Origin of the sequence: Sphingobium bisphenolivorans (assembly GCF_000412635.1) — a bacterium.
Taxonomy (GTDB): domain Bacteria; phylum Pseudomonadota; class Alphaproteobacteria; order Sphingomonadales; family Sphingomonadaceae; genus Sphingobium; species Sphingobium bisphenolivorans.
In genome coordinates this window covers 29,851-52,692 of record NZ_ASTG01000016.1, presented here as the reverse complement: position 1 = coordinate 52,692, position 22,842 = coordinate 29,851, and the positions used below count along the sequence as shown (strand labels likewise).

The following is a 22,842-nucleotide window of genomic DNA, read 5'->3' as shown; positions in this document are numbered from 1 at the left end:
CGTCCAAATGGTGCTGACCAGCTGCTTCTTAGGCAAACCCTCTTCAAATCGTCCAAAATACACTATCTGCGTGTATTGACGAGCATGACGCGGGAAGGTGAAGCATGGATCAAACGGTAATTCTGACGGTGGTCGGCAGCGACCGGTCAGGTCTTACGCAAGCGATCGCCGATGCGGTATACGGCGCGGGCGGCAACTGGTTGGAAAGCCACCTTACGCGGCTCGGCGGGAAATATGTCGGATCGGTGTTGGTCGAACTGCCCGAAGAACGGCTTGAAGAGCTTGAGCAGGCGGCTCGCAGCATTGATGCGATTGGTCTCAAGGTTGATATCATCCTATCCGCTAAAGTGGACGAGCGCAGCGGCGAGCCGTTGACGATAGAAATCGTCGGGCAGGATCGACCCGGGATCGTCCGGGAAGTGACCACAGTGCTCGCAAGGCTCGACGTTAACATCGAAGACTTCTTCACTGCGGTCGAAGGCGGCGCATGGTCAGGTGTGCCATTGTTCCGGGCACGCGCAAAAATACTGGTTCCCGCTACTCTCTCCACCGATGAGGTGCGCCAGGCTCTGGAAGACATATCGGGAGAGGTGATGGTCGATTTCGATGTCGAGCCCGCGCCGAGCTGACAATCCGGGGCTGCAGCCGCCACACACCCCTACCGGCCGTTCATGAGCGTGAATGAGGTCCCGGCAGTAGCAGCGTTCGATTGAAGCGGATTCCCCCTGTTTGCGATCCAGGGTCACGGTTCAACCCTGCTCCGTTTCATCCTCGCTGCTCGCCGTCCATTCCGCGATGCGGGCCTCCTGACCGATCAGCGCGAGACCGTGGGCGATGGAGGTCAGTTCATTTCCGCCCGCAATCCGGCTGGCGGAGAAGCGTTCCTCGAACAAGCCGCGGACAGCGGGGATCAACGAGGAACCCCCGGTCAAGAAAACATGGTCAATCGCATCCGCGCCGATCCTGGCGCGGTCGAGCGCCACATCCACCGTCGCGCCGATGCGAGCGAGGTCGGGTGCGATCCAGCTTTCGAAATCAGCCCGGCTGACATCCGCCTCCACCTGCACCCCAGCGCTGTCGAAATGGAAATGCGCGCGATCTTCGGTGGAGAGCGTCCGCTTCAACTGCCCGACTGCGTCATAGAGCGGATAGCCAAGCTCATTTTCTACCACGGCGATCATGCGGCCAATCGCGGCCGGATCGCTCGCCGCCCGCTTCAGCTTGTTCAACTCGGCCAGCGTGCGCCGGTTGTGCATCAGCGCCAAGCGGGCCCAGTCGCCGAAATCGGCAAAATGGCCCGCCGGTATCTCCAGCTTCTTGCCCAGCGATGCATAGGTACCGCCCTTGCCCAACATCGGCAGGACGAGCTTGTCCATGATGCGATAGTCGAAGCGATCCCCAGCTATCCCGATGCCGGCGGAGCCAAGCGGCGTGCAGCGCTGCGCTGTCCCCGCCGCCTCGATCCGCACGACGGAAAAGTCGCTGGTCCCGCCGCCGAAATCCGCGACCAGCAGGGTGACCGGATCGGTCAGGCGCGAAGCGAAGCTGAAGGCTGCGCCCAACGGTTCATAGACATAATGCACCTCCCGCCCGAGGGCCGCGAACATGAGATCATATCGCTGGCGGGCAAGCGCGCTGTCCGGCCGCCGCCCTGCATAGCGGACCGGCCGCCCGACGATGATGCGGGCCGGCAGGTCCATAAGCGCGCCGGCGGCATGTGCCCGCAGCCGGTCCAGAAAGACATGGCCCAGTTCTTCGAAGCGCAGCCGCTTGTCAAAGATGGTGGCATGTTCAAAGGCCTTGCTCGCTGCGACGGATTTAAACGATTGCAGGAAGCGGCTGCCTTGGGGAAATTCCAGAAATTCGGCGATCGCCCACGGTCCCGCTTCCCGGGCGACACCGCCAGGCACGCCATGATCTTCCCAGAAACAGAGAGCAGAACGGAAGATCGCACCGGTGTTGCCCGGCGCAGGATAGTCCACCATCCTCGCTTCGCCGTGTGCGCCGCCCAGCGCGACAACCGAATTTGTCGTGCCGAAGTCGATACCGAGCGAGCGAGCCGGAGGAGTCATGGATGCGGTCCATTTGATGGGCGAGATGGAGAGGCGGGGTGGCGCCTATCGCAGGCATGAGCCAGCAGCGCAACCGGTCGTCCGTCTGGTTGGTTTCCGCTCCATCTCGCCACCGCGTCAAGAAAACGGAAGAGGAGGCTGAGGCGCACCGGCATCAACCTGAGCGAGTAGGAGCCTGATCTTGCAAGCTGCTCGCGAGGAATGGAGGATAATCGCGGCATGATCACGCTAAATAGAGCGCAGTCATTTCCGCGTCCTTCCCCTTCGGACAAGGACGAGCATCATGGCGAAGGAAACGGCAGCGGCAATGATGACCCGCGCCTTTAAGGGCGATGTGTCGGAGCTGCAACGGGATCCGGCACGGGGAGCCGAGGGGCAATCGCCGATGCGCGCGCTTTTATCAGCCGGCTGGACAGGCGGATGCACTGCGTCGTAAGTTGAAAAATGGACACCTTTCCACCTTATCGCCGGATCGGCATCATCGGCACGGGCCGGGTCGCCTCCGCGATCGGGCTGAGCCTTGCCGGTCACTCGATTGAGCCGCTGGTTCTATGGGGCCGCACGCCGGCAAATTCCGCTGCCACGAGCGCGGCTATCGGCCGCGCCCGCCCGATGCCACGAATTGTGGACATCGCCGCCACCTGCGATCTCATCGTCCTGGCGGTGGCGGATGACGCACTCAAAGCGTGCATCCACGAGCTGAGCGCCGCGCCCACCCCGACAAGTCCGCTCGTCTTCCATGTCAGCGGCCAGAGCGGCGCAGCCATTCTTTCGCCCCTGACCGCTCTGGGATGGCTCACTGCGGCTATCCATCCGGCCATGACATTCACCGGCGATCCGCAGGCGGAGGTCCAGAGCATGGTTGGCGCGCGCTTCGGCGTGACTGGCTCGACGCCACAGGCCAATGCTGCCGCCCGGGCGATCGTCTCCCGCCTGGGCGGCGTCCCCGTCGAGGTTTCGGAGGAGTCTAGACCGCTCTATCACGCCGCCCTGTGCCATGGCGCCAATCATCTCGTCACGCTGATAGCGGGCGCCTGCGAGGCCCTGACTGCGGCAGGCGTGGACGATCCCGCCGCACTGCTGGCTCCACTGGTTCGCACCGCCCTGGAGAACAGCCTGAGCAAGGGCATGATGGGGCTGTCAGGCCCCCTGCTGCGTGGTGATGAGGAGACGATTGGCGGCCACCTCTCTGCCCTGCGCAAGGACTGCCCGCCCCTTTTTCCGCCCTATCAGGCGATGGCGCTTGCCACGCTCGATGCGCTTGAGCGGTCGAACGGAACGGCACAGTCGGCGTGCCGGTCCATGTTGGGGGAGGCGCGATGACCAGGCTACTGCTGGCGGGTGCGACCGGGTTGGTGGGTGGCGAGGCATTGGCGCTGGCTCTGCGGGACGAGCGGGTCACGCATGTCGTCGCACCGACGCGCCGACCGCTTGCACCCCACTCCAAGCTCCTGAACCCGATCGTGGATCCCGGCAACCTGCCGCTCGATGCCGATTGGTGGACCGCGGACGGCGGCCTTTGTGCGATCGGGACGACACGGGCCAAGACGCCATCGGCCGCAGCCTATCGCGCCATCGACTTCGACTATGCTCTCGCCATCGCCACGCGGATACGGGAGGGCGGTGCACCCCGCTTCGCGTTGACGTCCTCCATGGGCGCGAATGCGCAATCACGCTTCTTCTACACGCGGATCAAGGGCGAGTTGGAGGAAGCGGTAGCGCAGCTCGATTTCCCATCGCTCACCATCATTCGCCCCGGCTTTATCGGCGGAAACCGGAAGGAGAGTCGGCCAATCGAGCAATTTATGAACCGCTTTCTGCGCATTGCCGACCCTCTCATGCCGGCCGTGGCGCGGATCAGCCCGTCCTCGACGATCTCGGCCTTGCTCATCGATGCCGCGATAGCCGGCACCCTCGGCAACCATCGCATAAACTCGGCCGCGATCGCACGATCAAGCCGGACCGCAGCCGTTAGCGAGTGATGGGTGAGCAGATGGCTTCACGACCCTTCTTTGTCGTACGCAGCTATCCAATCGATGCAGCTCATGGCTGGTTACGGAACGACCGCTCAGGATGAACTGCGCAGGCAAGCGGACACAAGACACCGCCTCGACATTAGTTCCAAACTGATTCAGCTGGCGGCGCCCTAATGATCCGCTGGAGCGGCCCTTCTAAGGCCGCACCTGATCCGGTCAGTTGGAGCAATCTTGATATTCCTTTACAATCATGTCTCCCGTCCCATCGGCATAATCGCCGTTCGTCTTAACGGCGACATCCATGATGGGGTACCAGCGAAAGCCGGCGAACGGATTGACCGCTTGATAAGTCTCCCTGCCGTCTACGAACCAGGTGATGTAATCGGTTGGATATCTACGGCAAAGCTATGAAAGCCCTTGGTGAAGCTCCCGATTCCGTAAACTTCGTCTGTGTTCATGAATATGCCTTGCTGGAAGGTGCGGGTAATGTTGGCCCCGCCATGCAGCGTGTTCGCAGTATAGCGATCGAGATCCCACCAGCTCTCGAAGCCAAAACCCTCGTACAGCGGCCATTTGGCAGCTTGGTTGCCCAGGCCTTGTCATGGCCTGCATCGGACCATTTCAATGTTTCGCGGCTCATCCTCCACTGTAGCGTCTCACTAGGCGTGAACGTGCGAGGCTCCAGCCCTGCTGTGTGCGCTGGCGTGGGCTCCTTTTGAAAGTCGCACTGCACATAGGCGCGATCAGTGCCCATCTTTCCGCCCAAGGGGCCTCCACGACCGAACTGTAAAATCGGGCTGTGGGATGCCAAGGATGATGGGGACTTCGACGGTCTTCTTGAGTGGATCACCGGGGAAAAACCACCCTGGCGACGTCATCAATCTCAGCCTCATAATGACGGGATTGCCGGAACTGGATCAAGCAGTGATTGCTGCCGCCAACGCGGGCTATTACGCGGCAATTGCCGCTGGAAACTCATCGGCAGATGCAGCCAACTATTCTCCAGCCCGCGTGAATGCGCAGCGCGTCTACACTTGTTCTGCCATCGACAACAAGGACGTGTTCGCCCGATACTCGAACTGGGGCAATCCGCCGATCGACTTCGCCGAGCCGGGCAGTTCCATATTATCGACCTACAAAGGCGGAACTTACGCCACCCTTTCGGGCACCTCCATGGCCGCGCCCCATCTTGCTGGGATACTGCTCCTCCATGGGGGCGGTGCGCCGCACAAGAGCGGAACCGCCCTGCCAGATCCGGACGGTACCGCAGACCCCATCGGTAGCAAGTAGAGCAGGTGCTTGACCGACTAACCGGTCAGCTCCTCGGCGCGTTATTCGCAGGATCCTAGCCACTCAGCTCAGACCCCTTATCGCCATTCAGCGGAGGAGTTTGCCCGTCCAGCAGCGGACGGCCTGCTCCCGTGGATATCCAAGAAGCCCCATCTCAGCCAGGCGGGGACGGGGCTTAGGCTTAACGCGTCGCAGCCGTGGCGAGGCGGCTTTGGGTTAGACTTCGCCGATCGACCGCGAGCGCCACGGCGCGCTCGATTTGCGCCTGCGCCTTCACCATCGCAGCTCGGCGGCAAAGGATTTCTGCGGGGCTCGCCAGCACTCCCTGACGCGGCTGCGTACAGAGACTGCGGATCGCCTTTCCTGCCCGCGCCCGCAGGCGACGGGCATCCGCCTGTTTCGACAAATCCAAATCGGCGTAGCTGACGGCCGTGCTGGCCCCATGCTCCATCGCGGCTGCAAGGTCCGGGCTTGCCAGGCCCACCGCCAGCGGCAGTGCCGTTCGCCATCCCTTCATGTCGGCCTCCTCTCCCTGTTTCCCGTTCAGGCTGGAACCTTGCCGGCCATGGCGTGCACATCGGCGGCGCGCAGCAACTGGCCGCCAATGCCCCAGTCGCCCTGTTCCACCTCTTTGATGCGGACCCATGTCACCTGGCGCATGGCTTCGCCCTCCACTTCGATCAGGGCTTCGGTCACATTGGTGATCAGCCGGCGCTTTTCCTCGGGGGTGAAAACGTCCTTGATGACGTCGATCGTAACGAGCGGCATTTTCCTCTCCTTCATGCTAAAAGATCAGGCCGCTTCGACCTGATGTTGCGACAATAGGCCAGGCGCCAAGGCGAAGCTTGAAGGCGGGATGGAGAATTCATGAAGATCGCCGGGATTCTTGCGGCAGACGGGGCATGATTTACCGCTTCGATCCGTTCGAGCTGGACGTCGCGCGTTTCGAACTGCGAAGGGGCGGCACGCCAGTCCCGGTCGAACCGCAAGTCCTGTCTTTGCTCGCCCTGCTCGTCGCCAACCGCGACCGAATGGTGAGCAAGGACGAGATAATCGAGAAGATCTGGAACAACCGCGTCGTGTCCGAAGCCGCGATAGCCTCCCGCATCAAGTCCGCGCGCAAGGCGATCGGCGACAACGGCCTGCAGCAGCGGCTGGTCCGGACCATCCATGGCCGAGGCTTCCGCTTTGTGGGGGCAGTGATTTTCCCCGCTCAACCCTCCGCCCCTGCCGCCCCGTCCGATGCCTTGAAGGAGAACGCATTGGCGGACCGACCTTCGATCGCCGTCTTGCCTTTGCGTTTGCTGGGCGATGCGGGGCCTGCCGCCTTCCTGGCCGACGCTCTTGCCGATGAGTTGATCGCCGACCTTTCCCGCTTGCGGTGGTTATTCGTAATCGCCCGCGGATCATCCTTCCGATTTCGCGAGGGGCCCATCGACCATCAGCACATCGGGCAGGCACTGGGCGTGCGCTATTGCCTCACCGGCAGCGTCGCCTTGTCGGACGAGGGGATTTTCTGCGCCATCGACTTGGTAGAGACAGCCAGTGGCGGCGTGATCTGGGCGGAACGATATGAGGACCGGGTGACGAATGTTCATGCGATGCGCCGCGACATCGCGGCCAATGTCGTTGCCGCGCTGGAAACCAGCATCTCGCTCCACGAATCCCAGCTCGCGCGCAGTAGGGACATCAGTCAGCTCAGCGCCTGGTCAGCCTATCATGCCGGGCTGGACCATATGTTCCGCTTCAACCGTGCCGACAACCAGATGGCGGCGCGCCTGTTCGATCGGGCGATGCAGGCTGATCCCCAGTTCGCCCGCGCCTGCGCCGGCAAGTCCTTCACCCATTTCCAAAATGCCTTTCTGGGTTATGATCATGATCATGCCGGGCAGGTCGATGCCGCCCACCGGCTGGCGGAAAGAGCCGTGCAGATCGATCGGCTCGACCCATTCTGCCATTTCAACATGGGCCGCTCGCTCTGGTTGAACGGCGACCTGGCCGGCAGCCTGGACTGGTTGGAACAGGCGACGCGGATCAGCCCCAGCTATGCGCAGGGCATCTATAGCAAGGCATGGGCGCGGACGCTCTCAGGTGCGCCGGAACAAGGGGAAAGCGACGCCCTGCTCGCGCTTCGGCTCAGCCCACTGGATCCCCTGCGCTATGCGATGATCGCCACCTGCGCGCTCAGCCATGTCCTGCGCGGTGATCATGGAGAGGCCGCGATATTGGCGGAGCGGGCGGCGCGGTCGCCCGGCGCGCACAAGCACATCGCGGTCATCGCCGCCATCGCGACCCATCTTGCCGGTCGAAGCGATCATTGCTTGCGATGGCTGGCGGCGATCCGCCAGAGCGAACCACATTACAGCGGGCGCGACTTCTTGCGATCCTTCCCCTTTGCGCCCGGGGTCGCGCGGGAGACGATCGAGCGGGCGCTGGTCGATATCGGCCTGTGACAATGGTCGAACCAACCCACTCACCGCTGCGCGTAGCGCCAAGCCGGGGTAAGGGCTTCATCCCCCTGTCACGCCGCTGGCGATATTCATTATAGCCGATCCATTCTCAACCACGTTGGATCGCCAGCCCAAACCCGCTTGAAGGCAGCCTGGGCGGCAGCGGCATGCGCCCACCTGCCGAGCGCGCGTTGCGAAAAGGCTATGCCGTAGAGAGCCCACCCATTATTCGGCGAACGCGCGAGCGCTGCGGTGAAAGCGGCGATCGCCTCATCGTACCGTGCTTGGCGGTACAGCACGCCCCCAAGGGATTGTTGGACGGGATAATACCAGTAGGGCGGTTCCATATAGGGGATCTTCTCCTCGATCCTGACCGCCTTCCGATAGTGTTTCTCCGCCTCGTGATAGCGACCGCCGGCCTGCGCCCAGCGCGCGAGCGCAACCGTCGCGGCAAGCTGCAGGAGATCGCGGGCGGGGACCCCTTGGTCGATCATCGGCTGCAAGGCTTCGCTGCGGCGCAAGGCGCTCAGATTCGCCAATTCCTCTTCAAATCCCACGCGGTTTCGCCGCTGCGCATGAGCCAATGCACGCGCATAATGCCGCATCGCCACCGCATAAGGGAGGCGATCGTCAGGCGGTCGCATGGAAAGAATCTGCTCGGGCGTCGCAAATTGCGCCGCGGCGAAATAAGGTGCTGCATGGATCGCCTGGACCCATGCGATCTTCGCGCTCGTGCCAGTGTCGAGAATCGTTTCGAGCCGCTGCGCCTCGCGAATTGCGGTCGCCATGTCTCCGGCCATCTGCGCCGAAGTCACGATGAAATGGACATTGTGGGGATAGTAGCCGTAGCGGACCAGCCCCCTGTCTCCGCTCGACCTGATCCATTCCTCGTCGGCGCGTGCGGCGGCGATGTTGACCCGCATGGAATCTTTCCATCGACCCAGGCGATAATAGATATGCGCCGGCATATGGACGAGATGGCCCGATTTTGCCGCCAACGGTCTGGCCAGTCGATCGGCCGCTGCCTCGGCCCGCCTGGGATCAGGCCCATTCTCCATCAGATGAATATAGAGATGCAGCGCTTGAGGATGGTCCGGGTTGCGCGCAAGCACCGTTTCCACCAGGCGTACGGCCTCGCCCAATCGGGGCTGCGGCGTCCGCCCATCAGCGAGCCAATAATCCCACGGCCGCGTGTCCATCGCCGCCTCGGCCGCGAGCAGCGCAATGTCATCATGGGCCGGTTGCGCCATTGCCGCGGCCAGCATGGCGTCGGCATAGGCTGCGTCCAGTCCGGCCCGTTCAGCTTTGGGATCGGCCGAATAGCGTTTGATCATGGCAGCCGTCAGCTGCTGCTCGGCGGGGCTCCCATTGCGGGCCAGCCACTGGGCGTAGCGCGCGAGGCCGAGTGCCCGCGCATTGGTCGCTGGGTTCATCGGTGCGTTGATATTAGGGCCATGGGCAAGCGCCTCACCCCAGAAGCACATCGCGCAAGCGGGATCAAGCCGCTGTGCTTCGCGGAAGGAGGCGATCGCGCCTGCATGATTGAAGCCGTAGGCGAAAGCCAATCCCTGGTCGAAGAAACGCTGCGCCAACGAATTGCTCGCCGTGATGGGAAGGCGGACCTCCCCCAGACCGTCGTACAGGGGCGCTCGCATGTTGGATTGGGTTTGAACAACGGCCGCTGCGAGGGAGAGCATCGCGCGCATCGGCTGGCCAGTGCCGTCCTGACGGCCGCAAAGATTGCGTGCCGTGGCGCCTGGGTCGAGACGCGCGAGCAGATTGGCGGGAAAGCTGTCATGCGGGACCGGGGCCACGCTCATCAGCATGACCGCCGCTGTCATGAGGGACAGTGAACCTGCGGTCTTGTCCATCGCCATCACCTGGAATTGAGAGCGGGTCGATGGTCGGCTGCTATATCATAAACTAGCCAATCCTTCAGGCGATTCTTTCACGCAACCCCAGAGAAGTCGCCACGACTGGCAAGGATTGCTGCGCTGATGATAGCGCAGCATCGAGCCCTGACTCGGGGCATTCGCACCCCTAAGTTCGTCGGAAGGCGCCATCCGGCGCCTTCCCCACCTGCCCTCGCGACCCCCTGACGCTTAGCTCAACGCGCCCGCGGCCCCACGCACCGAAAACCTCGGCATGATCGAAATGGCGCTTTTGATGGTCGCGATGTGATCCGCTCCGACGCCAAGAGCCCTACCGGAGTATCGAACGCGCGATCTATTGCTCACAGCAACCCTTTGTGATCGTTCAGGCGCCGATCTTTCGTTCTCAGCTGCGGACTGACCGCTTATCTTTTCGGGCACTCCAGATTGGCCGATACTTGTCGCTCGGGTCGTGCCCATTGCGCGTGAAGGCCTGGCTTTCGGGCCGTTCAGCAGCAGCTCGGTCCAATGGCCGTCATATTCGATTTCGTGGAACCATTTCTGGCCTTCCGCGGGTCACGACCAGCGTCGGCTGCATCGTTGACGCTAGGCGCGAATGAGTGGTCGGCTGTGCCAGCATTAATCCATGATCCCTGCCGATCCAGTCGGCTTCGTCAGGGAGAAGGCAAGAAAAAGGGCCACCCGCGAGGGCGGCCCCCTTTCTGCGCTCATCTCAGATCAGCGCTGCTGTCCGCCCTGGTCGTCGCGGCGTTCCTGTTTGCCGCCGCCCTGCTGCCGCCGCTGCTCATCCTGCTGATTTTGCTGGCCCGGGTTCCGGTCCTGCTGGCCGCCTTGTTGCCGCCCGCCTTGTCCGCCTCCGGTATCCTGCTGCTGCTGTCCAGGATTTGGGTTCTGACGTCCGCCCTGCTGGCTGCCCATCTGATTACCTTGATCTTGATTCGCCATTTTGACGATCCTCTCATGTGCCGGGATGGCTGCCCTTCATAACCTATGATTGGGCAGTGGACTGCTTCGTAGCGGCGAGGTGAGGCGCGACTGGGCTGAGCCACTCATTAGTTGAGGCGTCGTCGATACCGGTTGCGTGCGCCTTTGCGACCGCCCTCCCCTGAACAGCACGCGCAGCTTGCGCTGGTTCTGGTTCAGGGCGCGGCCCATGCGCTCCAACGTGAACGGCTCCGGCGATGGCCACCGATTGAAGGCGATCATGGGGAGGGCCAGGCGGGGAGTTCATGGAGAGACACCGCGGGCTATCTCGGTCACGACCCGCTTAGCGGCGTCGGTGAAAAACTCCCCCGATGGCGACGGCGGATATATCACAGCGGCCCGTCCGGAGCCGCTACCTGATATAACTGCCGAGATCGGCTGTCAGAATCGGTCCCCGTTGTTCCTTGAATTCGTGCTCGGTCAGAGGCGGTGACCTGCTTATCCCAGAAATTGAGAACGCTTCCCACATGGCTGAAAACCTCGCCGCCGGCAGCGGCGCGCTGTGCGAGGCACGCGAGCAGATCACAGCGTGGTGATATGATCGATAGATTGGGGCGTTAGAAGCAGGGTATACGAGGCTCGACGAACTGGATGTTGCCCCGCGGGCGGAGAAAGGCGAAATGGCCGCGAAAGGATGCAGGTGATCGACAGTTTGATTGACAGGATCGCTTTGGTCACGGGCGCCTCCCGAGACATCCGCCGCGACATCGCGCTTCGACTTGCAGAGGCGGGCGCCCATGTCGCCATCGGGTATCGCAAGGGATCCGACGAAGCTGCCAAGGTCGTGAAGGAGATTGAGGCGCTGGGGCGTCGCGCCGCCGCCTTTTCAGCCGGTCTATCCGATTCACGGGAAGCGGAGGCTGCCGTAAAAAGGACGACGGATGCACTTGGGACCATATCCATCCTTGTCAATAATGCCGGCATCAACCCATCAAAGCCGCTTGATCAGATCGACGCATCCGACTGGGACCAGACCATCAGGGTAAATCTGAGCTCCGTCTTCTACGTAACTCAGGCACTTCTGCCAGCGATGCGCGCCCAGGCAAGAGGACGACTTATCATGCTTTCTTCAGTCGCCGCGCAGCTTGGCGGCGTCATCGGGCACCATTACGCTGCCAGCAAGGCCGGCATCCTGGGCCTCGTTCACAGCTATGCCAGCCTGCTCGCCAAAGAGGGTATCACGTGCAACGCGATCGCCCCGGCCCTGGTCGAAACGGACATGCTTAAGGGCAACGACAAGATCAAACCCGACCTCATACCGGTCGGCCGCTTTGGGCAGGCTGATGAGATATCGTCCATTGCACTTCTGCTCGCGCAGAATGGCTATATCACTGGACAAACCATCAACGCCAACGGCGGCTGGTATATGAACTAAGATTGCGAAATTGGTGAGAAGGACGAGTATTATGGAGTATCGGCGACTGGGTGCCTCCGGATTGCGTGTTCCCGCCTTGAGTTTCGGGACGGCGACCTTCGGCGGAAGCGGGGATTTCTTCAAGGCGTGGGGATCAACCGACGCGAATGGGGCGTCTCGCCTCATCGACATTTGCCTTGATCACGGCGTTTCCATGTTCGATAGCGCCGACGTCTATTCCGACGGCCTTGCAGAAACGATCTTGGGCGAGGCGATCAAAGGCAAGCGCGATCGGCTGCTGATTTCGACCAAGGTCACTTTTCCGACTGGAGATGGCCCTAACGATTATGGCTCTTCCCGCAAGCATCTGATTAACGCCGTCGAAGCTTCGCTCAAGCGGCTGGGCGCCAATCATATCGATCTGCTGCAGCTTCACGGGCAGGATTATAATACTCCGGTAGAGGAGACGCTTTCGACGCTCGACCAACTCGTGCGCGAGGGCAAAATTCGCTACATAGGGGCTTCCAATTTCTCCGGCTGGCACCTGATGAAGTCGCAGGCCGTTTCCGATCGCTACGGCTATGCACGGCACGTCTCCCACCAGGTCTATTATTCGCTGCTCAATCGCGATTATGAGTGGGAACTGATGCCGCTGGGCCGGGATCAGGGCATAGGCGCGACCATTTGGAGCCCGCTCGGATGGGGCAAGCTGACCGGCAAGATTCGCCGGGGCCAGCCCGCGCAGCCCGGAACCCGTGCGCACGACATTGCCGGAACCGGTCCGGCCTATCCTGAAGAGCGGCTGTTCGCGATTGTCGACGTGCTGGACGATCTGGCTGAGGAAACCGGCAAGACCATTCCGCAGATTGCGCTTAACTGGCTGCTGCGCAAGCCGACAGTCGCTAACGTCATAATCGGCGCGAGAAATGAGGAGCAGCTCGTATCGAATATCGGCGCGGTGGGATGGGCGTTGTCGGCCGAGCAGGTTGCGCGCCTCGACATCGCGAGCGAGACCCCCTCCTCCTATCCGGTCTGGCATCAGCGTAGTTTCCCGATGCTCAACGAACACAGCCAAGGGGAGGAATCATCTTGACGCCTTCCCACTTCCTTTTCTTCGCTACGGCTCTTATCGCCAGCACCACGGCCCGTGCCGGCCCGATCGCCTTTACGGTGCGACGCTCATAGATGGAAGCGGGAATGGGGATGCCGTGAAGCGATCGAATGCTTGACCTTCCAGATACTCAGGCCTCGTCCGGCCTTTTCGGCCGGTCGTTGATCGTCGCCGTCGCCGCCTCATGCTCAGCTTCTGCAAACATGCGATGGAGGCGGCTGTAATAGTCCGGGAGACCGATACCGACACTGTCTTCTACTATCGCTTCAACCCCGAAGCGATGGACCCCCGGACCCTCGACCTTCTGCTCGACACGCTCGCCGAGAATCTTCGCAGCTTCAATACGAACGTGACGGCGGTTACGGCCCCTCCCGCTGGACCGGCATCGTCTCGGGCAGCGCGATCAGCACCGGCAAGACTGCCAGGGCCACGAGCGCAATCATCACTCCGGGAGCCGCAGGCGAGTCCGTCCTGCTGGTCAGGATCTGCGCTAGCCACGGGGTGAGGCCGCCGAACAGCGCAGTGGCCGTCGTGGCGCCCACAGCAAGCCCGCTGAGGCGTCCCTTGGCTGGGAGTTGCTCGGCGGTCGCCACCGCCCCGACCGCACTGATCCCGCCAGCCAGAGCGGCAAGACACACCGCGCCCAACAGGATGCCCATGGGAGCCGCTGACGCGAGCAGTCGAAACAGCATGTAAGGCAGCGCCGCCGCCAGGATGGCGAGCCCAATCAACACGGGCCTTCGGCCAAGGCGATCGGAAAGCAATCCGGTGAGCGGGGTCGCGGCAATGACTGCGATCGCCGGCACCGTTGCAAGCTGTAGCGCCTGCGCTTCGCTCTGTCCCGCCGTCGATGTTAAATAGACCGGCAGATAGGTGATGCCGGTATAATAGGTGATCGATCCCAAAGCCGAGATGACGAAGCCGCGCATGACCCCGCGCCGACACCGCCTCAAGACATGAGCAAGAGGCTGTCGGACGAGCGCCCCGGCAGCGCGGTCCGCCTCGAACGCTGGCGACTCTCGCATGGCGGCGCGTGCAATAAGGACTGCGCCTGCCAGTGCTGCGCCGAACAGGAAGGGCATCCGCCACCCCCAGTTAGCAAGCGCGTCAGCCGGCAGGAGGTTGACGGTCAATGCCGACACGCCGGCGGCGAGAAGAGCGCCAACCTCGCTGGTGGCAGCTGCCATGGAAGTAACGAGCCCTCGCCTGTGCGGAGCGGCGCGTTCAAGCAGATAGGCCACGACCCCGGTATATTCGCCACCCACCGCAAATTCCATGACGCATCGCAGGAGAAGCAGCAGAATCCCGGCGAGCGGGCCGATCTGCGCCAGGGTCGGCAGCATCGCGCTTAGGAGCATGGCGACGGTCATCACCCCCATGGAAGTCAGCAGGGCCGCCCGGCGTCCGTAACGGTCGCCGAAATGCCCAAAAGCGATCGCGCCGAGCGGGCGCATGAGATAGGCGATGGCGAACCCCCCGAGCGTCGTCAGGACCGCGCCTTCACCAACGAAGAAGAGGCGAGCGAGCACCGTCGCCAGATAGAGGAAGAGCGTGAAGTCATACCATTCGACCACAGTGGAGATCGCCGCCAGGGCGAGCGAGCGCCGGTCCAGTAGGTGCAGCGAAGACATGGACCGACCTTATCTGGTCCGCGAAAATGTGCCAATGGCACTGGACCCAGATGCATCAGCTCTGATTTGATGATTGTCAGCTACGCTGACAAACGGTTTTGGAAGACGTTCATCGCCTATTGCGGGCACCCCGTTGCCGGCGTTTCCGTTTCCCGGAGGCCGTGGGTATACCCCTATCCAGAAGCTGAACGGAGGGAAGCAGCTCGCTGGCCTGCCCGCACTAGAGCGCGAGGGTCCAGGCTTCACATGTTTCGATCAAAGGTCAGGATGTCGCGTATCAAAACGCCCTGTCGTGCAACAGAACACCGAACGTCCTGAATAAGATCATGACGTCCTTCGCCAGCGTCCAGCCCTCCATATATTCCAGGTCCGCCTTCACCCGTTCCATCACGTCGCGCTTCGATTCGGTCGCACCCCGCAGTCCCCTGATCTGAGCCAAGCCGGTAATCCCAGGCTTCAAGGCGTGCCGGTGCCAATATTGGCGATCCACCTGCCAGAACAACGCGTCTTCCGCCTTGGAGCCCAACGCGTGCGGGCGGGGTCCCACAAGGCTCATTTCGCCCAGCAGGACATTGATGAACTGTGGCAGCTCATCCATGCTGGTGCGTCGGATCAGCCGACCGACCCGCGTCACCCGGTCGTCGTCGCGGCAGGCCGAGCGGATACCGGCTTCGTCGGCCATGTCGCACCGCATACTACGAAATTTGAGGATGGTGAACATTCGGTTGCCGCGGCCTACCCGCTGCTGCCGGAACAATATGGGGCCGGGCGATTCGATCTTGATGGCGGCAGCGATCAGGAGCAGCAGCGGCGTAATGGCGATCAGCACCAGCACCGCCAGCGCGATGTCCAACATCCGCTTCGCAGCGCGATCGGCCAGGTTCAGCGGGCCGCGCGAGACGATCAGGGTGGAAGCGCCGCGCCATTCGCCGATCGCCAGCGGCGCCAGCCCCTCGATCTTCGGCACGATGATTTCGCCCAGGATGCTGCTACCCTTGAGCACGTCGGACCAAGCCGTCTTTCGCTCCTCTGGGCAATGGATCACCACCCGGTCATAGTCGCACAGCAACATGCCGAGGCGGTGCAGCATGAAAGGATCGTCCAGATCGGGTTGGAGCCCCGCCGCTTCTGCGCGCACCACCGCGGCACGCCCCGGCTCGTTGGGCAGCACGACCTGATCGACAATGACCAGTTCCGCGAGCAGCTGGTCGCCTAAATACTGCGCTATAAGACGGGCGATCAGGAAGCGCTGGAGCAGCAGCAGCCCGGCGGTGCAGAACAGCACGGAAAAGAAGGACGAGGGCGACAATGTCCGCGCCACGTTCAACGCGAAGAAGACCAGCGAAAACATCAACAAGGTGGTCGCGATGCCGCGTGCGCCGTTGCGACAACTTATATAGGCGCTCGACAGGCAGTGGCGAGTATAGCCCTTGTTCTGAAAGGTTATGAAGACGAACAGAAACATGCCCGCGGCGAGCGACGCACTATTTTCTGCCCACGACCCGCCTCCCAGGTTCACTCCCCCGCCCAGCCTCGAACCGATCAGCAGCGCGAGCAGATCTGCCAGCAGCAGGATCAGGCACAGGCTGAGACGGATGTTCCGGCTCATCACTGACGGTGGGCCGGGAAGGCCTATTTCCTCCGGCACCGCAACGTCTATGCGGGACATCCCATCACCCTTCCAGCAGGTTAAAACGACATTGCAGATCTCGTTAAATCACCCGCAGAGCCCATTTGAGCAATTCAGGAACATTACTTGGACGCCCTCACCTTCTTTATAGTAAGAGCATTGCGTAATCGCGCTTAATGACGCGGGCGGGATCCATGGTAGAAATGTGGATGGAGAGAATCGTCCGGCCGCACTCATCGTGGCCGGCCAGGGGTGGGATGTGGAAATGGTTGCCATAGCTCTCGGTATTGCGACCCTGACTTGCGTTTGGTTGATCGGCTCTTGGCATTTCTGGCGCCTGCAAAGCGCATCCAGGGCAGTGTCCAAGGTCGGCCCGCTCGATCGCGTCATCGCGATTTTCTGGCTCCCTGTCGGCCTGTGCTTCCTCCTGCTGGCGCTGCCGTTCTTGTTCCGCACCCTGCTGGCATCCCGGCACCGGCGCGAGAAGCTGCGCCTCGATCGGGAACGCGTGGCCGCTGCCGCCCGATGCAGCGCGCATCCGCACGTCGTCCGCCTGGGCGGCAGCGAGCAGGTGGACGGCCTGTCGCCGTGCTGCGAAGCACACGGCACCAAGCGAGCCGACAAGGTCAGTCGAGCATAGGCCGTAGCTGCTCTGCCGTGATCGGCTTGACGATATGATCGACGTGATTCGTCGCCTCATCCGACATCAGGAGAATTCTTTTGGTCCTGCCCAAATTTTCCAACGACTGGCGCACGTCCGTTCCGGTCACGCCGTCCCCCAGATCAGCGGCGATCAACGCCAGGTCCAGTAATTGCTCACCATGCCCTACCATCAATGCCGCTTCCGCACTGGAAGCAGCGAAAACCCTGAAGCCCAGCCCCTCCAGCACCGCGCGACAATGCCGCAGATGCTCGCTGTCCACATCGACGATCAGAACGCCCGCGCGGTCCGCCATGGCGACACCATCCTTTCGATAAAAAGCGGGGAAGGGACGGGCAAAGGTTAATCCATCTGCCTTCCCACCCCGGCGGAAAAGGCGACGCGCAAGGCGTCAGACAGGCTACGCGTCTGCAGCTTCGACATCAGGTTCGCGCGATGGATTTCTACCGTGCGCGGGCTGATCCCGAGCTGCAAGGCGATGTGCTTGTTCGGCAGGCCCATGGTCAGTCCAGACAGGACATCCTTTTCTCGCGGCGTCAGCTTCTGCACCAGGGCGCCGGCCCTGACCGCCCGCTGCCGGCGAGCGCCACCGTCGTTGAACAGGGACCAGCTATTCTCCACCGCCGTCAGCAGCGTCTCGCGCTCGAAGGGCTTTACGAGGAAGTCCACCGCGCCGTTCTTCATGGCGGCGACCGTCGTGCCGATGTCGCCGTGGCCGGTGAGCATGATGATCGGGAAATATAGTTCCGCTTCGTGCAGCCGACGCTGCACTTCCAGCCCGTCCATTTCCGGCATCCGCAGGTCCATGATGACGCAGCCCAGCGGCTCGTCTGCCGCGGCTGCGAGAAAATGCGTCCCACGCTGCCAGGTGCGGACGGAATAGCCCTCCATCTCCAACAAGAAGGAGGCCGCGGCGCGCACTGAATCCTCGTCATCGACAATGTGCACAACCGTATTTTTCTGTTCTTCCATTGTTACACTCCCTTTTGACGCTTGAGACTGAAGCCGAAGCAACTTCCCGTGGCATCGGTGGACACCCAGATATGCCCGCCATGCGCCTCGACGATCGTCCGGCAGATGGACAGGCCGACGCCCGTCCCGGTCGGCTTATGACTTACAAAAGCATCGAATATCCGGTCCTGGATCTCGGGGGGCACGCCTGGGCCCGTATCCCTGATCAGGATGTTGGTCGTCATCTCGTCCACCTGCCTGGCCTGGAGGGTCAGCAGGCGCTCGGGCGAATCGCGCATGGCGTCTATGGCGTTGCGGCAGAGATTGCCGATCACCTGTTGGATCTGGATCGGATCGGCGAAGATCGGTCCGGCATCCTCGCCGACATCCACGGCAATATAGACACCCGCGGCTTCCGCTGCGGCGCTCACCAGCCCCACGCTGGATTCGACGATCTCTTCAATGTCGTGCACTTCCAGCTGGGCCTCTCCGTCGCTGACGAAGCTCCGCAGGCGCCGCATGATCGCACCCGCCCGAACCGCCTCCGCAGCGGCCGCGCGGAAGGCGCGCTCCAGTTTGGGCCGATCCATCTTCTCCCGCTTGAGCAGGATCGCGCTCCCCTCCATATAGGCGGCGACCGCAGTCAATGGCTGGTTCAGTTCGTGCGACAGCATCGAGGCCATGGCCCCCATGGCGCTGTAGCGCGTGCCGTGCAGCATCTCCGCCCGCAACTGCTCCAGCCGCGCCTTGGTCGCTTCCTGTTCAGTGAGGTCGCGGATGAAGGCGGTGCTGTGGACCTTGCGCATCCGCTCCACCTTCACGAAAGTCATTTCGATCGGGAAATTCGATCCGTCGGCGCGGCGTCCGATCAGCCTTCGGGCTGTGGAATGAGTCTCGCCATCCTCCATCAACCGCTGCTGGCGCTGCCGCGCTGGCTGGCTGGCGCTGAGCAGGATATTGAAATCCTTGCCCCGCAGGTCCGCCGGATGATAGCCGAAAACGCGCTCGGCGGTTTCGTTGACATAATCGATGCGCCCGCTTTCATCGATGCCGAGCACCGCGTCGGGCACCGCGCCCAGGATCGAGCCAAGCTCCGCCTCGCGCTCCTGCGACCGATGCTCCCGTTCCCGATCCTGCGTCACGTCACGCGCGAGATTGGAAAAGCCCCGAAGACCGCCGTCTTCGTCGTGCAGTGCCGTCACCACGCAGTTCTGCACGAAGCTGGTGCCGTTCCGTCGGGTAAACTCGCAATCGAACTCGCACCCGCCATGCTCCGCAGCCAGGGCGAATGTGCGTTCCAGAAGGTCCGCCATTTCAGGCCGCCCGTCGTAAAGCGCAGTAATGTGCCGGTCGATCACCTCTGCTTCCCGACGGCCGGTATATCGCTCCGCGCCGTGGTTCCAATGGACGATGCGGCCCGCCGGGTCGGTCATGTAAAGCGCATAATGCATGGTGCCGTCGGTAATCAGCTTCAGCTGTTCGGCCAGACGGATGGCATGCGACGTTCCCTGTTCGGCGCGGACGCGCCAGAAGGTGGAGCGAAGCGCAACTCCATTGGCCAGCACGAGCGCGCAGAGGACCGCAATGAAATCATTCGTGGCCGTTCCGTTCATGTCCATGTCGACGATCGCGCTGCCCGTCACCATCAGGCCCGAAATCGCCAACATGCTTGGACCTGCGCCCAAAATGGCGGTCGTCGTCACGCCGATCATCAGCAGGAAGATCTCGTGGCACAGCAGTCGCGCGGATGGGTCCATCAAAAGGAGCCATGAGGTGGACAGGGCAAGCACAAGCAGCGCGAGCAGATAGCGCCGCACTATGCTCCTGCGGCTTTCCCGCTCCGGGTGCGCGAGATGTTTTACAAGACCGTCGATGCAAAGGCGCAGGGACGCCATCGCATCGATCGACCATGTTCCACTATCGCTCGCGAGCATAACCTTCTACTCCGCGCCATAAGGCCAGATCCGATGTTATTCTTGCGACCGCGCCTCTTTTTAGAGGCTTCAATATCAGGCGTGAAATGACGGGTTATTCAGCCTAGTCCACTGCCGCCGCGCATCACCAAGTGTTGCGCTGCAGCATGACTATATCCAAAAGATACGGGCCTGCTAGTAGGTATATTCGCATATATCGCCGGGATGCTTAACGTGGATTATCTTCGACCAGGCAATTCTACGGAAAATGCGATCTCGGCGGCGAACTGCTGATGGTTATGCAAAAGCTGTGCCGAAGACGGCAGCCAAGAAGGCGGTCGCATCTGCAAAGCGTCATGGACATCATCGGCGCACGAAGATGACCTTAGCCGGGTTGCCCGAGGCGATCGCAAGGGGCGGGATCGGGCCGGACACGACAGAGTTGGGGCTGATGATGGCTCCATCCCCGATCCGGCAATTGTCCAATATCACCGCCCCGGCACCGATCCAGACATTGTTGCCGATCTGGACCGGTCCCTCGGACTTGACGCCCTGCTCCCGGATGATGGCGTCAGCGCGATCGTAGCGATAATTGACACCTATGATCGAGACATTGGGGCTTATCAGGCAATCATCGCCGATCTCGACGCCATGTTGGTGCCCGGCGATGAAGGCGCCGCAGCCGATGTCCGTGCGGGCGCCGATCACCACGGGGCCGTTGCTAGCCTTGATCTTCACGAAGGAGCTGATCTGCGATCGCCGCCCGATCTTGAGCAGCCTGCTCCATTCGACCTCCGCGCGCGGGCTGACCATCACGCGGTTGCGCACCAGATGATAGATTGTATGGAAGATGCCCGGGATCAGCAGTCGACGGAGCGCAACGGTCAGTTTCACGGTCTCACCGGCTCTGTCAGGGCGCGACCCAGATCCTCCACGGTCCTGACCGCAACAATCTGTTCCATGGTCAGTCGGACATGGCACCGCTCCTCCAGCGCCGTGACAATGCTAAGATGCGCGAGCGAATCCCAGCCGGGCACATCGTCCCGATCGCTGCAGACGTCGATCCTGGTGGGATCAAGCTCGATCACGTCACCGACCAGCGCGAGCAGTTCGTTCATCGTGATAGGCATCATTCATTCTCCACTTTGATCATGTTGCACGGCTTCAACCGGACGTCGGTCCTGCCGAGTCTATAGGCGAGACACCCGGTTTGCGGCGCTCGCTCAAAGCCCTGCTGCTCATAAAAGCCGCTCACCACGCTGTTCTTGGGCGTGGGCACGTAGAGCCCCTGGATCAGGGGCACATCATCCATCGCCAGGAAGCGCTGCTTGATGTCGTTCATCAGCGCGTCTTCCAGCCCCCGACCCATGGCCCGGCAACTCATCATCAGATGGTCTATCGTCAGGACATGCCCGTTCCGGCGCAGAACATAGAGGGCGACAGTGCCCAGATTGCCGAATTTGTCGCGCAACTCAGCGACCCCGACCTGATGCGCATCATCCTGGAGCAAGGCCTCGATCTCGCCCAGCCCCAGACGCTTTGCGGTCAAATTGAACTGGTTCGTCTTGGCGAACAGCTGATGCAGGCGCAGCAAGTCGGCGGAATCGGCCTCCCTGATCACGGCACGCATCTCCAGCAGGCGTAGATAATCTTCGGGATCGCGCTCCACCTTCAGGGCATCGCGCCGGACGGCGATCGCATATTGTTCCGCCTTGCCGCTATCCTCGGCGGTCAATCGGCCCTTCTCAAACCAGGGAAGCTCATCCAGCGCATCCACATAATAGGCCGGTTCGGCGGGCAGGAGGACGCTCTGCACCTGCGGCAGATGGGCGCGGACGGCGGCGATCTCGGCCGGGTTGTCGTCCAGGAACACCAGCGCGTCGAGGCCGATGTTCAGCGTGCGCGCGATCTGCTCCAGCCCTTCATGCTTGGGCTGCCAGCCGACCGCCGTCGCCGCCATGTCGGACAGCTTGAGCGGCATGTCGCCGCGCTCCCGAAAAATCTCCTCCACATCGGCGGGATTATTCTTGCTGCACAGGGCGAGCAGGATGCCTCGCTCCTTGAGCGCCCTGACACGCAGCTGGAACGAGTGGAAGGCTTCCCCCACCATGTCCCCCGGCCCGATATGGACGCCGTGCGGGCCATCCTCGCCCACCACGCCGCCCCAGAGGGTGTTGTCGAGATCAAGCACCAGGCATTTGCGGGCAAGGCCCCTGCTGCCCACGACTGCATGGGCAAAGGCTTGCCCGACTTCCCGAATCATCGGCTGCGTCCACGAGAGTTTGGCGAGGTGCTGCAGCCGCGCGTCGATCGCCTGGCGCGTGCCGACCCGCGCTGCTGCGGCCGCGACATCAAGAATAAGAGCGCGTGGCTGTCCTCGCACGGTGCGGATCAGCGCGTGATTGAGGTCGAGGTAAAATTCCTGTTCACCATATTCGCTCGCAAGGTCGGCAAGGCCGCCGGCACTTCGCGGACTGGGGAAATTGGCGATCATCAGCGTCGCGGCAGTGCGGCTGATCGCCGCGGCCATCCACTCCTCTATCTCCGCGATGATGCCGTCGCGCAGCGCCTGCCGCTCCTCCACCGTCATCGCCTGAAAGCGCGCGAAGCCATCGGGGCGCATGACGTCAGGCGACAGCGCCAGCAGGAGGATGTCGGGACGGAAGCTCGCCAGGGCTTCGTCATGGAGATGCTGCATGTGCTGGCCGAAAGGCGCTGCCTGGAATTCTGCCACCTGGCCCACGCTGGCGGCCGCGACTCGCAGGCAAGGTATCAGCAGGTCCAGCGTCATGTTGCCCATCATCGCTACGCGAAGATCGGCCGGCATCTCGATCTCCCGCAGCATCCGGCTCGCCTTGCGGTAATCAACGGCGGGCTCGTTCCTCAGCAGGTCAAATATGTCGGCAAAACAGGTCTGTGCAGTCATT

The 22,842-nt window shown here is 62.2% G+C and carries 21 protein-coding genes; 9 read left to right on the top strand and 12 right to left on the bottom strand.

The features are described 5' to 3' along the window. The first annotated feature begins 104 nt into the window (after nucleotides 1-104). Nucleotides 105-629: a glycine cleavage system transcriptional repressor gene (locus L858_RS0112405; RefSeq protein WP_022683472.1), complete on the top strand. Its 525-nt coding sequence runs from the start codon at nucleotides 105-107 to the stop codon at nucleotides 627-629. A gap of 120 nt (nucleotides 630-749) precedes the next feature. Here L858_RS0112405 and L858_RS0112400 read toward each other — a convergent pair whose 3' ends face one another. Next, nucleotides 750-2,072: an Hsp70 family protein gene (locus tag L858_RS0112400; RefSeq protein WP_022683471.1), complete on the bottom strand. Its 1,323-nt coding sequence runs from the start codon at nucleotides 2,070-2,072 to the stop codon at nucleotides 750-752. Between the two features lie 444 nt (nucleotides 2,073-2,516). Here L858_RS0112400 and L858_RS0112390 point away from each other — a divergent pair, with 444 nt between their 5' ends. The 3 genes from L858_RS0112390 (at nucleotide 2,517) to L858_RS0112380 (ending at nucleotide 5,338) form a co-directional block, all read left to right on the top strand. After that, the gene (locus L858_RS0112390; protein WP_022683469.1) at nucleotides 2,517-3,395 is read left to right on the top strand and encodes a Rossmann-like and DUF2520 domain-containing protein; all 879 of its coding nucleotides are present in this window, start codon (nucleotides 2,517-2,519) and stop codon (nucleotides 3,393-3,395) included. Next, nucleotides 3,392-4,054 carry a Rossmann-fold NAD(P)-binding domain-containing protein gene (locus L858_RS0112385; protein WP_022683468.1) on the top strand — a complete coding sequence of 221 codons (663 nt, stop codon included), beginning with the start codon at nucleotides 3,392-3,394 and terminating at the stop codon, nucleotides 4,052-4,054. Before L858_RS0112390 ends, L858_RS0112385 begins: the two co-directional genes overlap by 4 nt. Before the next feature lie 807 nt (nucleotides 4,055-4,861). Beyond that, nucleotides 4,862-5,338: a S8 family serine peptidase gene (locus tag L858_RS0112380; RefSeq protein WP_274518607.1), complete on the top strand. Its 477-nt coding sequence runs from the start codon at nucleotides 4,862-4,864 to the stop codon at nucleotides 5,336-5,338. 181 nt (nucleotides 5,339-5,519) lie between these two features. Here L858_RS0112380 and L858_RS0112375 read toward each other — a convergent pair whose 3' ends face one another. After that, nucleotides 5,520-5,855, bottom strand: coding sequence for a UrcA family protein (locus L858_RS0112375; RefSeq protein ID WP_022683466.1), 336 nt, complete (start codon nucleotides 5,853-5,855; stop codon nucleotides 5,520-5,522). Nucleotides 5,856-5,881: 26 nt separating this feature from the next. Then, nucleotides 5,882-6,106: a tautomerase family protein gene (locus L858_RS0112370; protein ID WP_022683465.1), complete on the bottom strand. Its 225-nt coding sequence runs from the start codon at nucleotides 6,104-6,106 to the stop codon at nucleotides 5,882-5,884. 134 nt (nucleotides 6,107-6,240) lie between these two features. Here L858_RS0112370 and L858_RS0112365 point away from each other — a divergent pair, with 134 nt between their 5' ends. Then, nucleotides 6,241-7,791, top strand: a complete 1,551-nt coding sequence (locus tag L858_RS0112365; protein WP_022683464.1) for a winged helix-turn-helix domain-containing tetratricopeptide repeat protein — start codon at nucleotides 6,241-6,243, stop codon at nucleotides 7,789-7,791. 89 nt (nucleotides 7,792-7,880) lie between these two features. On the opposite strand, the gene L858_RS0112360 is transcribed toward L858_RS0112365, so the two are convergent. Then, on the bottom strand, nucleotides 7,881-9,659 hold the full coding sequence (locus L858_RS0112360; RefSeq protein ID WP_022683463.1) for a tetratricopeptide repeat protein: 1,779 nt from the start codon (nucleotides 9,657-9,659) through the stop codon (nucleotides 7,881-7,883). A 528-nt stretch (nucleotides 9,660-10,187) separates the two neighbouring features. Here L858_RS0112360 and L858_RS21685 point away from each other — a divergent pair. The 3 genes from L858_RS21685 (at nucleotide 10,188) to L858_RS0112345 (ending at nucleotide 13,111) form a co-directional block, all read left to right on the top strand. Next, nucleotides 10,188-10,667 (top strand): hypothetical protein, encoded by a 480-nt coding sequence (locus L858_RS21685; RefSeq protein ID WP_022683462.1) that lies wholly within the window; start codon nucleotides 10,188-10,190, stop codon nucleotides 10,665-10,667. 631 nt (nucleotides 10,668-11,298) lie between these two features. After that, on the top strand, nucleotides 11,299-12,039 hold the full coding sequence (locus L858_RS0112350; RefSeq protein WP_022683461.1) for a 3-oxoacyl-ACP reductase family protein: 741 nt from the start codon (nucleotides 11,299-11,301) through the stop codon (nucleotides 12,037-12,039). A 31-nt stretch (nucleotides 12,040-12,070) separates the two neighbouring features. Continuing rightward, entirely contained in the window at nucleotides 12,071-13,111 is a 1,041-nt protein-coding gene (locus L858_RS0112345; RefSeq protein ID WP_022683460.1) for an aldo/keto reductase, read from the top strand. A gap of 377 nt (nucleotides 13,112-13,488) precedes the next feature. Here the strand turns inward: L858_RS0112345 and L858_RS0112340 are convergent, their stop codons facing one another. Together L858_RS0112340 and L858_RS22270 are read right to left on the bottom strand one after the other, a co-directional pair. Then, entirely contained in the window at nucleotides 13,489-14,760 is a 1,272-nt protein-coding gene (locus L858_RS0112340) for an MFS transporter (RefSeq protein ID WP_022683459.1), read from the bottom strand. Between the two features lie 277 nt (nucleotides 14,761-15,037). Then, nucleotides 15,038-16,429: a sugar transferase gene (locus tag L858_RS22270; protein WP_028056071.1), complete on the bottom strand. Its 1,392-nt coding sequence runs from the start codon at nucleotides 16,427-16,429 to the stop codon at nucleotides 15,038-15,040. Nucleotides 16,430-16,649: 220 nt separating this feature from the next. Between L858_RS22270 and L858_RS0112330 the strand changes: the two genes are divergently transcribed. Beyond that, nucleotides 16,650-17,030: a hypothetical protein gene (locus tag L858_RS0112330; RefSeq protein ID WP_152639816.1), complete on the top strand. Its 381-nt coding sequence runs from the start codon at nucleotides 16,650-16,652 to the stop codon at nucleotides 17,028-17,030. On the opposite strand, the gene L858_RS0112325 is transcribed toward L858_RS0112330, so the two are convergent. From L858_RS0112325 to L858_RS0112300, 6 genes are all read right to left on the bottom strand, one after another. Continuing rightward, entirely contained in the window at nucleotides 17,017-17,346 is a 330-nt protein-coding gene (locus tag L858_RS0112325) for a PleD family two-component system response regulator (protein WP_022683456.1), read from the bottom strand. The two genes, L858_RS0112330 and L858_RS0112325, sit on opposite strands and share 14 nt — an antisense overlap. 47 nt (nucleotides 17,347-17,393) lie before the next feature. Then, a complete protein-coding gene (locus L858_RS0112320; RefSeq protein WP_022683455.1) occupies nucleotides 17,394-18,023 on the bottom strand; it encodes a response regulator transcription factor in 630 nt (209 codons plus the stop codon). 2 nt (nucleotides 18,024-18,025) lie between these two features. Further along, on the bottom strand, nucleotides 18,026-19,936 hold the full coding sequence (locus L858_RS0112315; RefSeq protein ID WP_022683454.1) for a PAS domain-containing sensor histidine kinase: 1,911 nt from the start codon (nucleotides 19,934-19,936) through the stop codon (nucleotides 18,026-18,028). A gap of 342 nt (nucleotides 19,937-20,278) precedes the next feature. Beyond that, entirely contained in the window at nucleotides 20,279-20,809 is a 531-nt protein-coding gene (locus L858_RS0112310) for an acyltransferase (RefSeq protein WP_022683453.1), read from the bottom strand. Continuing rightward, nucleotides 20,806-21,048 carry an acyl carrier protein gene (locus L858_RS0112305; RefSeq protein ID WP_022683452.1) on the bottom strand — a complete coding sequence of 81 codons (243 nt, stop codon included), beginning with the start codon at nucleotides 21,046-21,048 and terminating at the stop codon, nucleotides 20,806-20,808. The genes L858_RS0112310 and L858_RS0112305 overlap by 4 nt, the downstream gene beginning before the upstream one ends. Continuing rightward, nucleotides 21,045-22,841, bottom strand: a complete 1,797-nt coding sequence (locus tag L858_RS0112300; protein WP_022683451.1) for an HAD-IIIC family phosphatase — start codon at nucleotides 22,839-22,841, stop codon at nucleotides 21,045-21,047. The genes L858_RS0112305 and L858_RS0112300 overlap by 4 nt, the downstream gene beginning before the upstream one ends. Nucleotide 22,842 lies beyond the last annotated feature (1 nt).

Bases quoted from the DNA above. Each gene is read 5' to 3' on its own strand.
- L858_RS0112405 (WP_022683472.1), top strand. From the start codon at position 105: ATGGATCAAACGGTAATTCTGACGGTGGTCGGCAGCGACCGGTCAGGT.
- L858_RS0112400 (WP_022683471.1), bottom strand. From the start codon at position 2,072: ATGACTCCTCCGGCTCGCTCGCTCGGTATCGACTTCGGCACGACAAAT.
- L858_RS0112390 (WP_022683469.1), top strand. From the start codon at position 2,517: ATGGACACCTTTCCACCTTATCGCCGGATCGGCATCATCGGCACGGGC.
- L858_RS0112385 (WP_022683468.1), top strand. From the start codon at position 3,392: ATGACCAGGCTACTGCTGGCGGGTGCGACCGGGTTGGTGGGTGGCGAG.
- L858_RS0112380 (WP_274518607.1), top strand. From the start codon at position 4,862: ATGATGGGGACTTCGACGGTCTTCTTGAGTGGATCACCGGGGAAAAAC.
- L858_RS0112375 (WP_022683466.1), bottom strand. From the start codon at position 5,855: ATGAAGGGATGGCGAACGGCACTGCCGCTGGCGGTGGGCCTGGCAAGC.
- L858_RS0112370 (WP_022683465.1), bottom strand. From the start codon at position 6,106: ATGCCGCTCGTTACGATCGACGTCATCAAGGACGTTTTCACCCCCGAG.
- L858_RS0112365 (WP_022683464.1), top strand. From the start codon at position 6,241: ATGATTTACCGCTTCGATCCGTTCGAGCTGGACGTCGCGCGTTTCGAA.
- L858_RS0112360 (WP_022683463.1), bottom strand. From the start codon at position 9,659: ATGGACAAGACCGCAGGTTCACTGTCCCTCATGACAGCGGCGGTCATG.
- L858_RS21685 (WP_022683462.1), top strand. From the start codon at position 10,188: ATGGCCGTCATATTCGATTTCGTGGAACCATTTCTGGCCTTCCGCGGG.
- L858_RS0112350 (WP_022683461.1), top strand. From the start codon at position 11,299: ATGCAGGTGATCGACAGTTTGATTGACAGGATCGCTTTGGTCACGGGC.
- L858_RS0112345 (WP_022683460.1), top strand. From the start codon at position 12,071: ATGGAGTATCGGCGACTGGGTGCCTCCGGATTGCGTGTTCCCGCCTTG.
- L858_RS0112340 (WP_022683459.1), bottom strand. From the start codon at position 14,760: ATGTCTTCGCTGCACCTACTGGACCGGCGCTCGCTCGCCCTGGCGGCG.
- L858_RS22270 (WP_028056071.1), bottom strand. From the start codon at position 16,429: ATGTCCCGCATAGACGTTGCGGTGCCGGAGGAAATAGGCCTTCCCGGC.
- L858_RS0112325 (WP_022683456.1), bottom strand. From the start codon at position 17,346: ATGGCGGACCGCGCGGGCGTTCTGATCGTCGATGTGGACAGCGAGCAT.
- L858_RS0112320 (WP_022683455.1), bottom strand. From the start codon at position 18,023: ATGGAAGAACAGAAAAATACGGTTGTGCACATTGTCGATGACGAGGAT.
- L858_RS0112315 (WP_022683454.1), bottom strand. From the start codon at position 19,936: ATGCTCGCGAGCGATAGTGGAACATGGTCGATCGATGCGATGGCGTCC.
- L858_RS0112305 (WP_022683452.1), bottom strand. From the start codon at position 21,048: ATGATGCCTATCACGATGAACGAACTGCTCGCGCTGGTCGGTGACGTG.
- L858_RS0112300 (WP_022683451.1), bottom strand. From the start codon at position 22,841: ATGACTGCACAGACCTGTTTTGCCGACATATTTGACCTGCTGAGGAAC.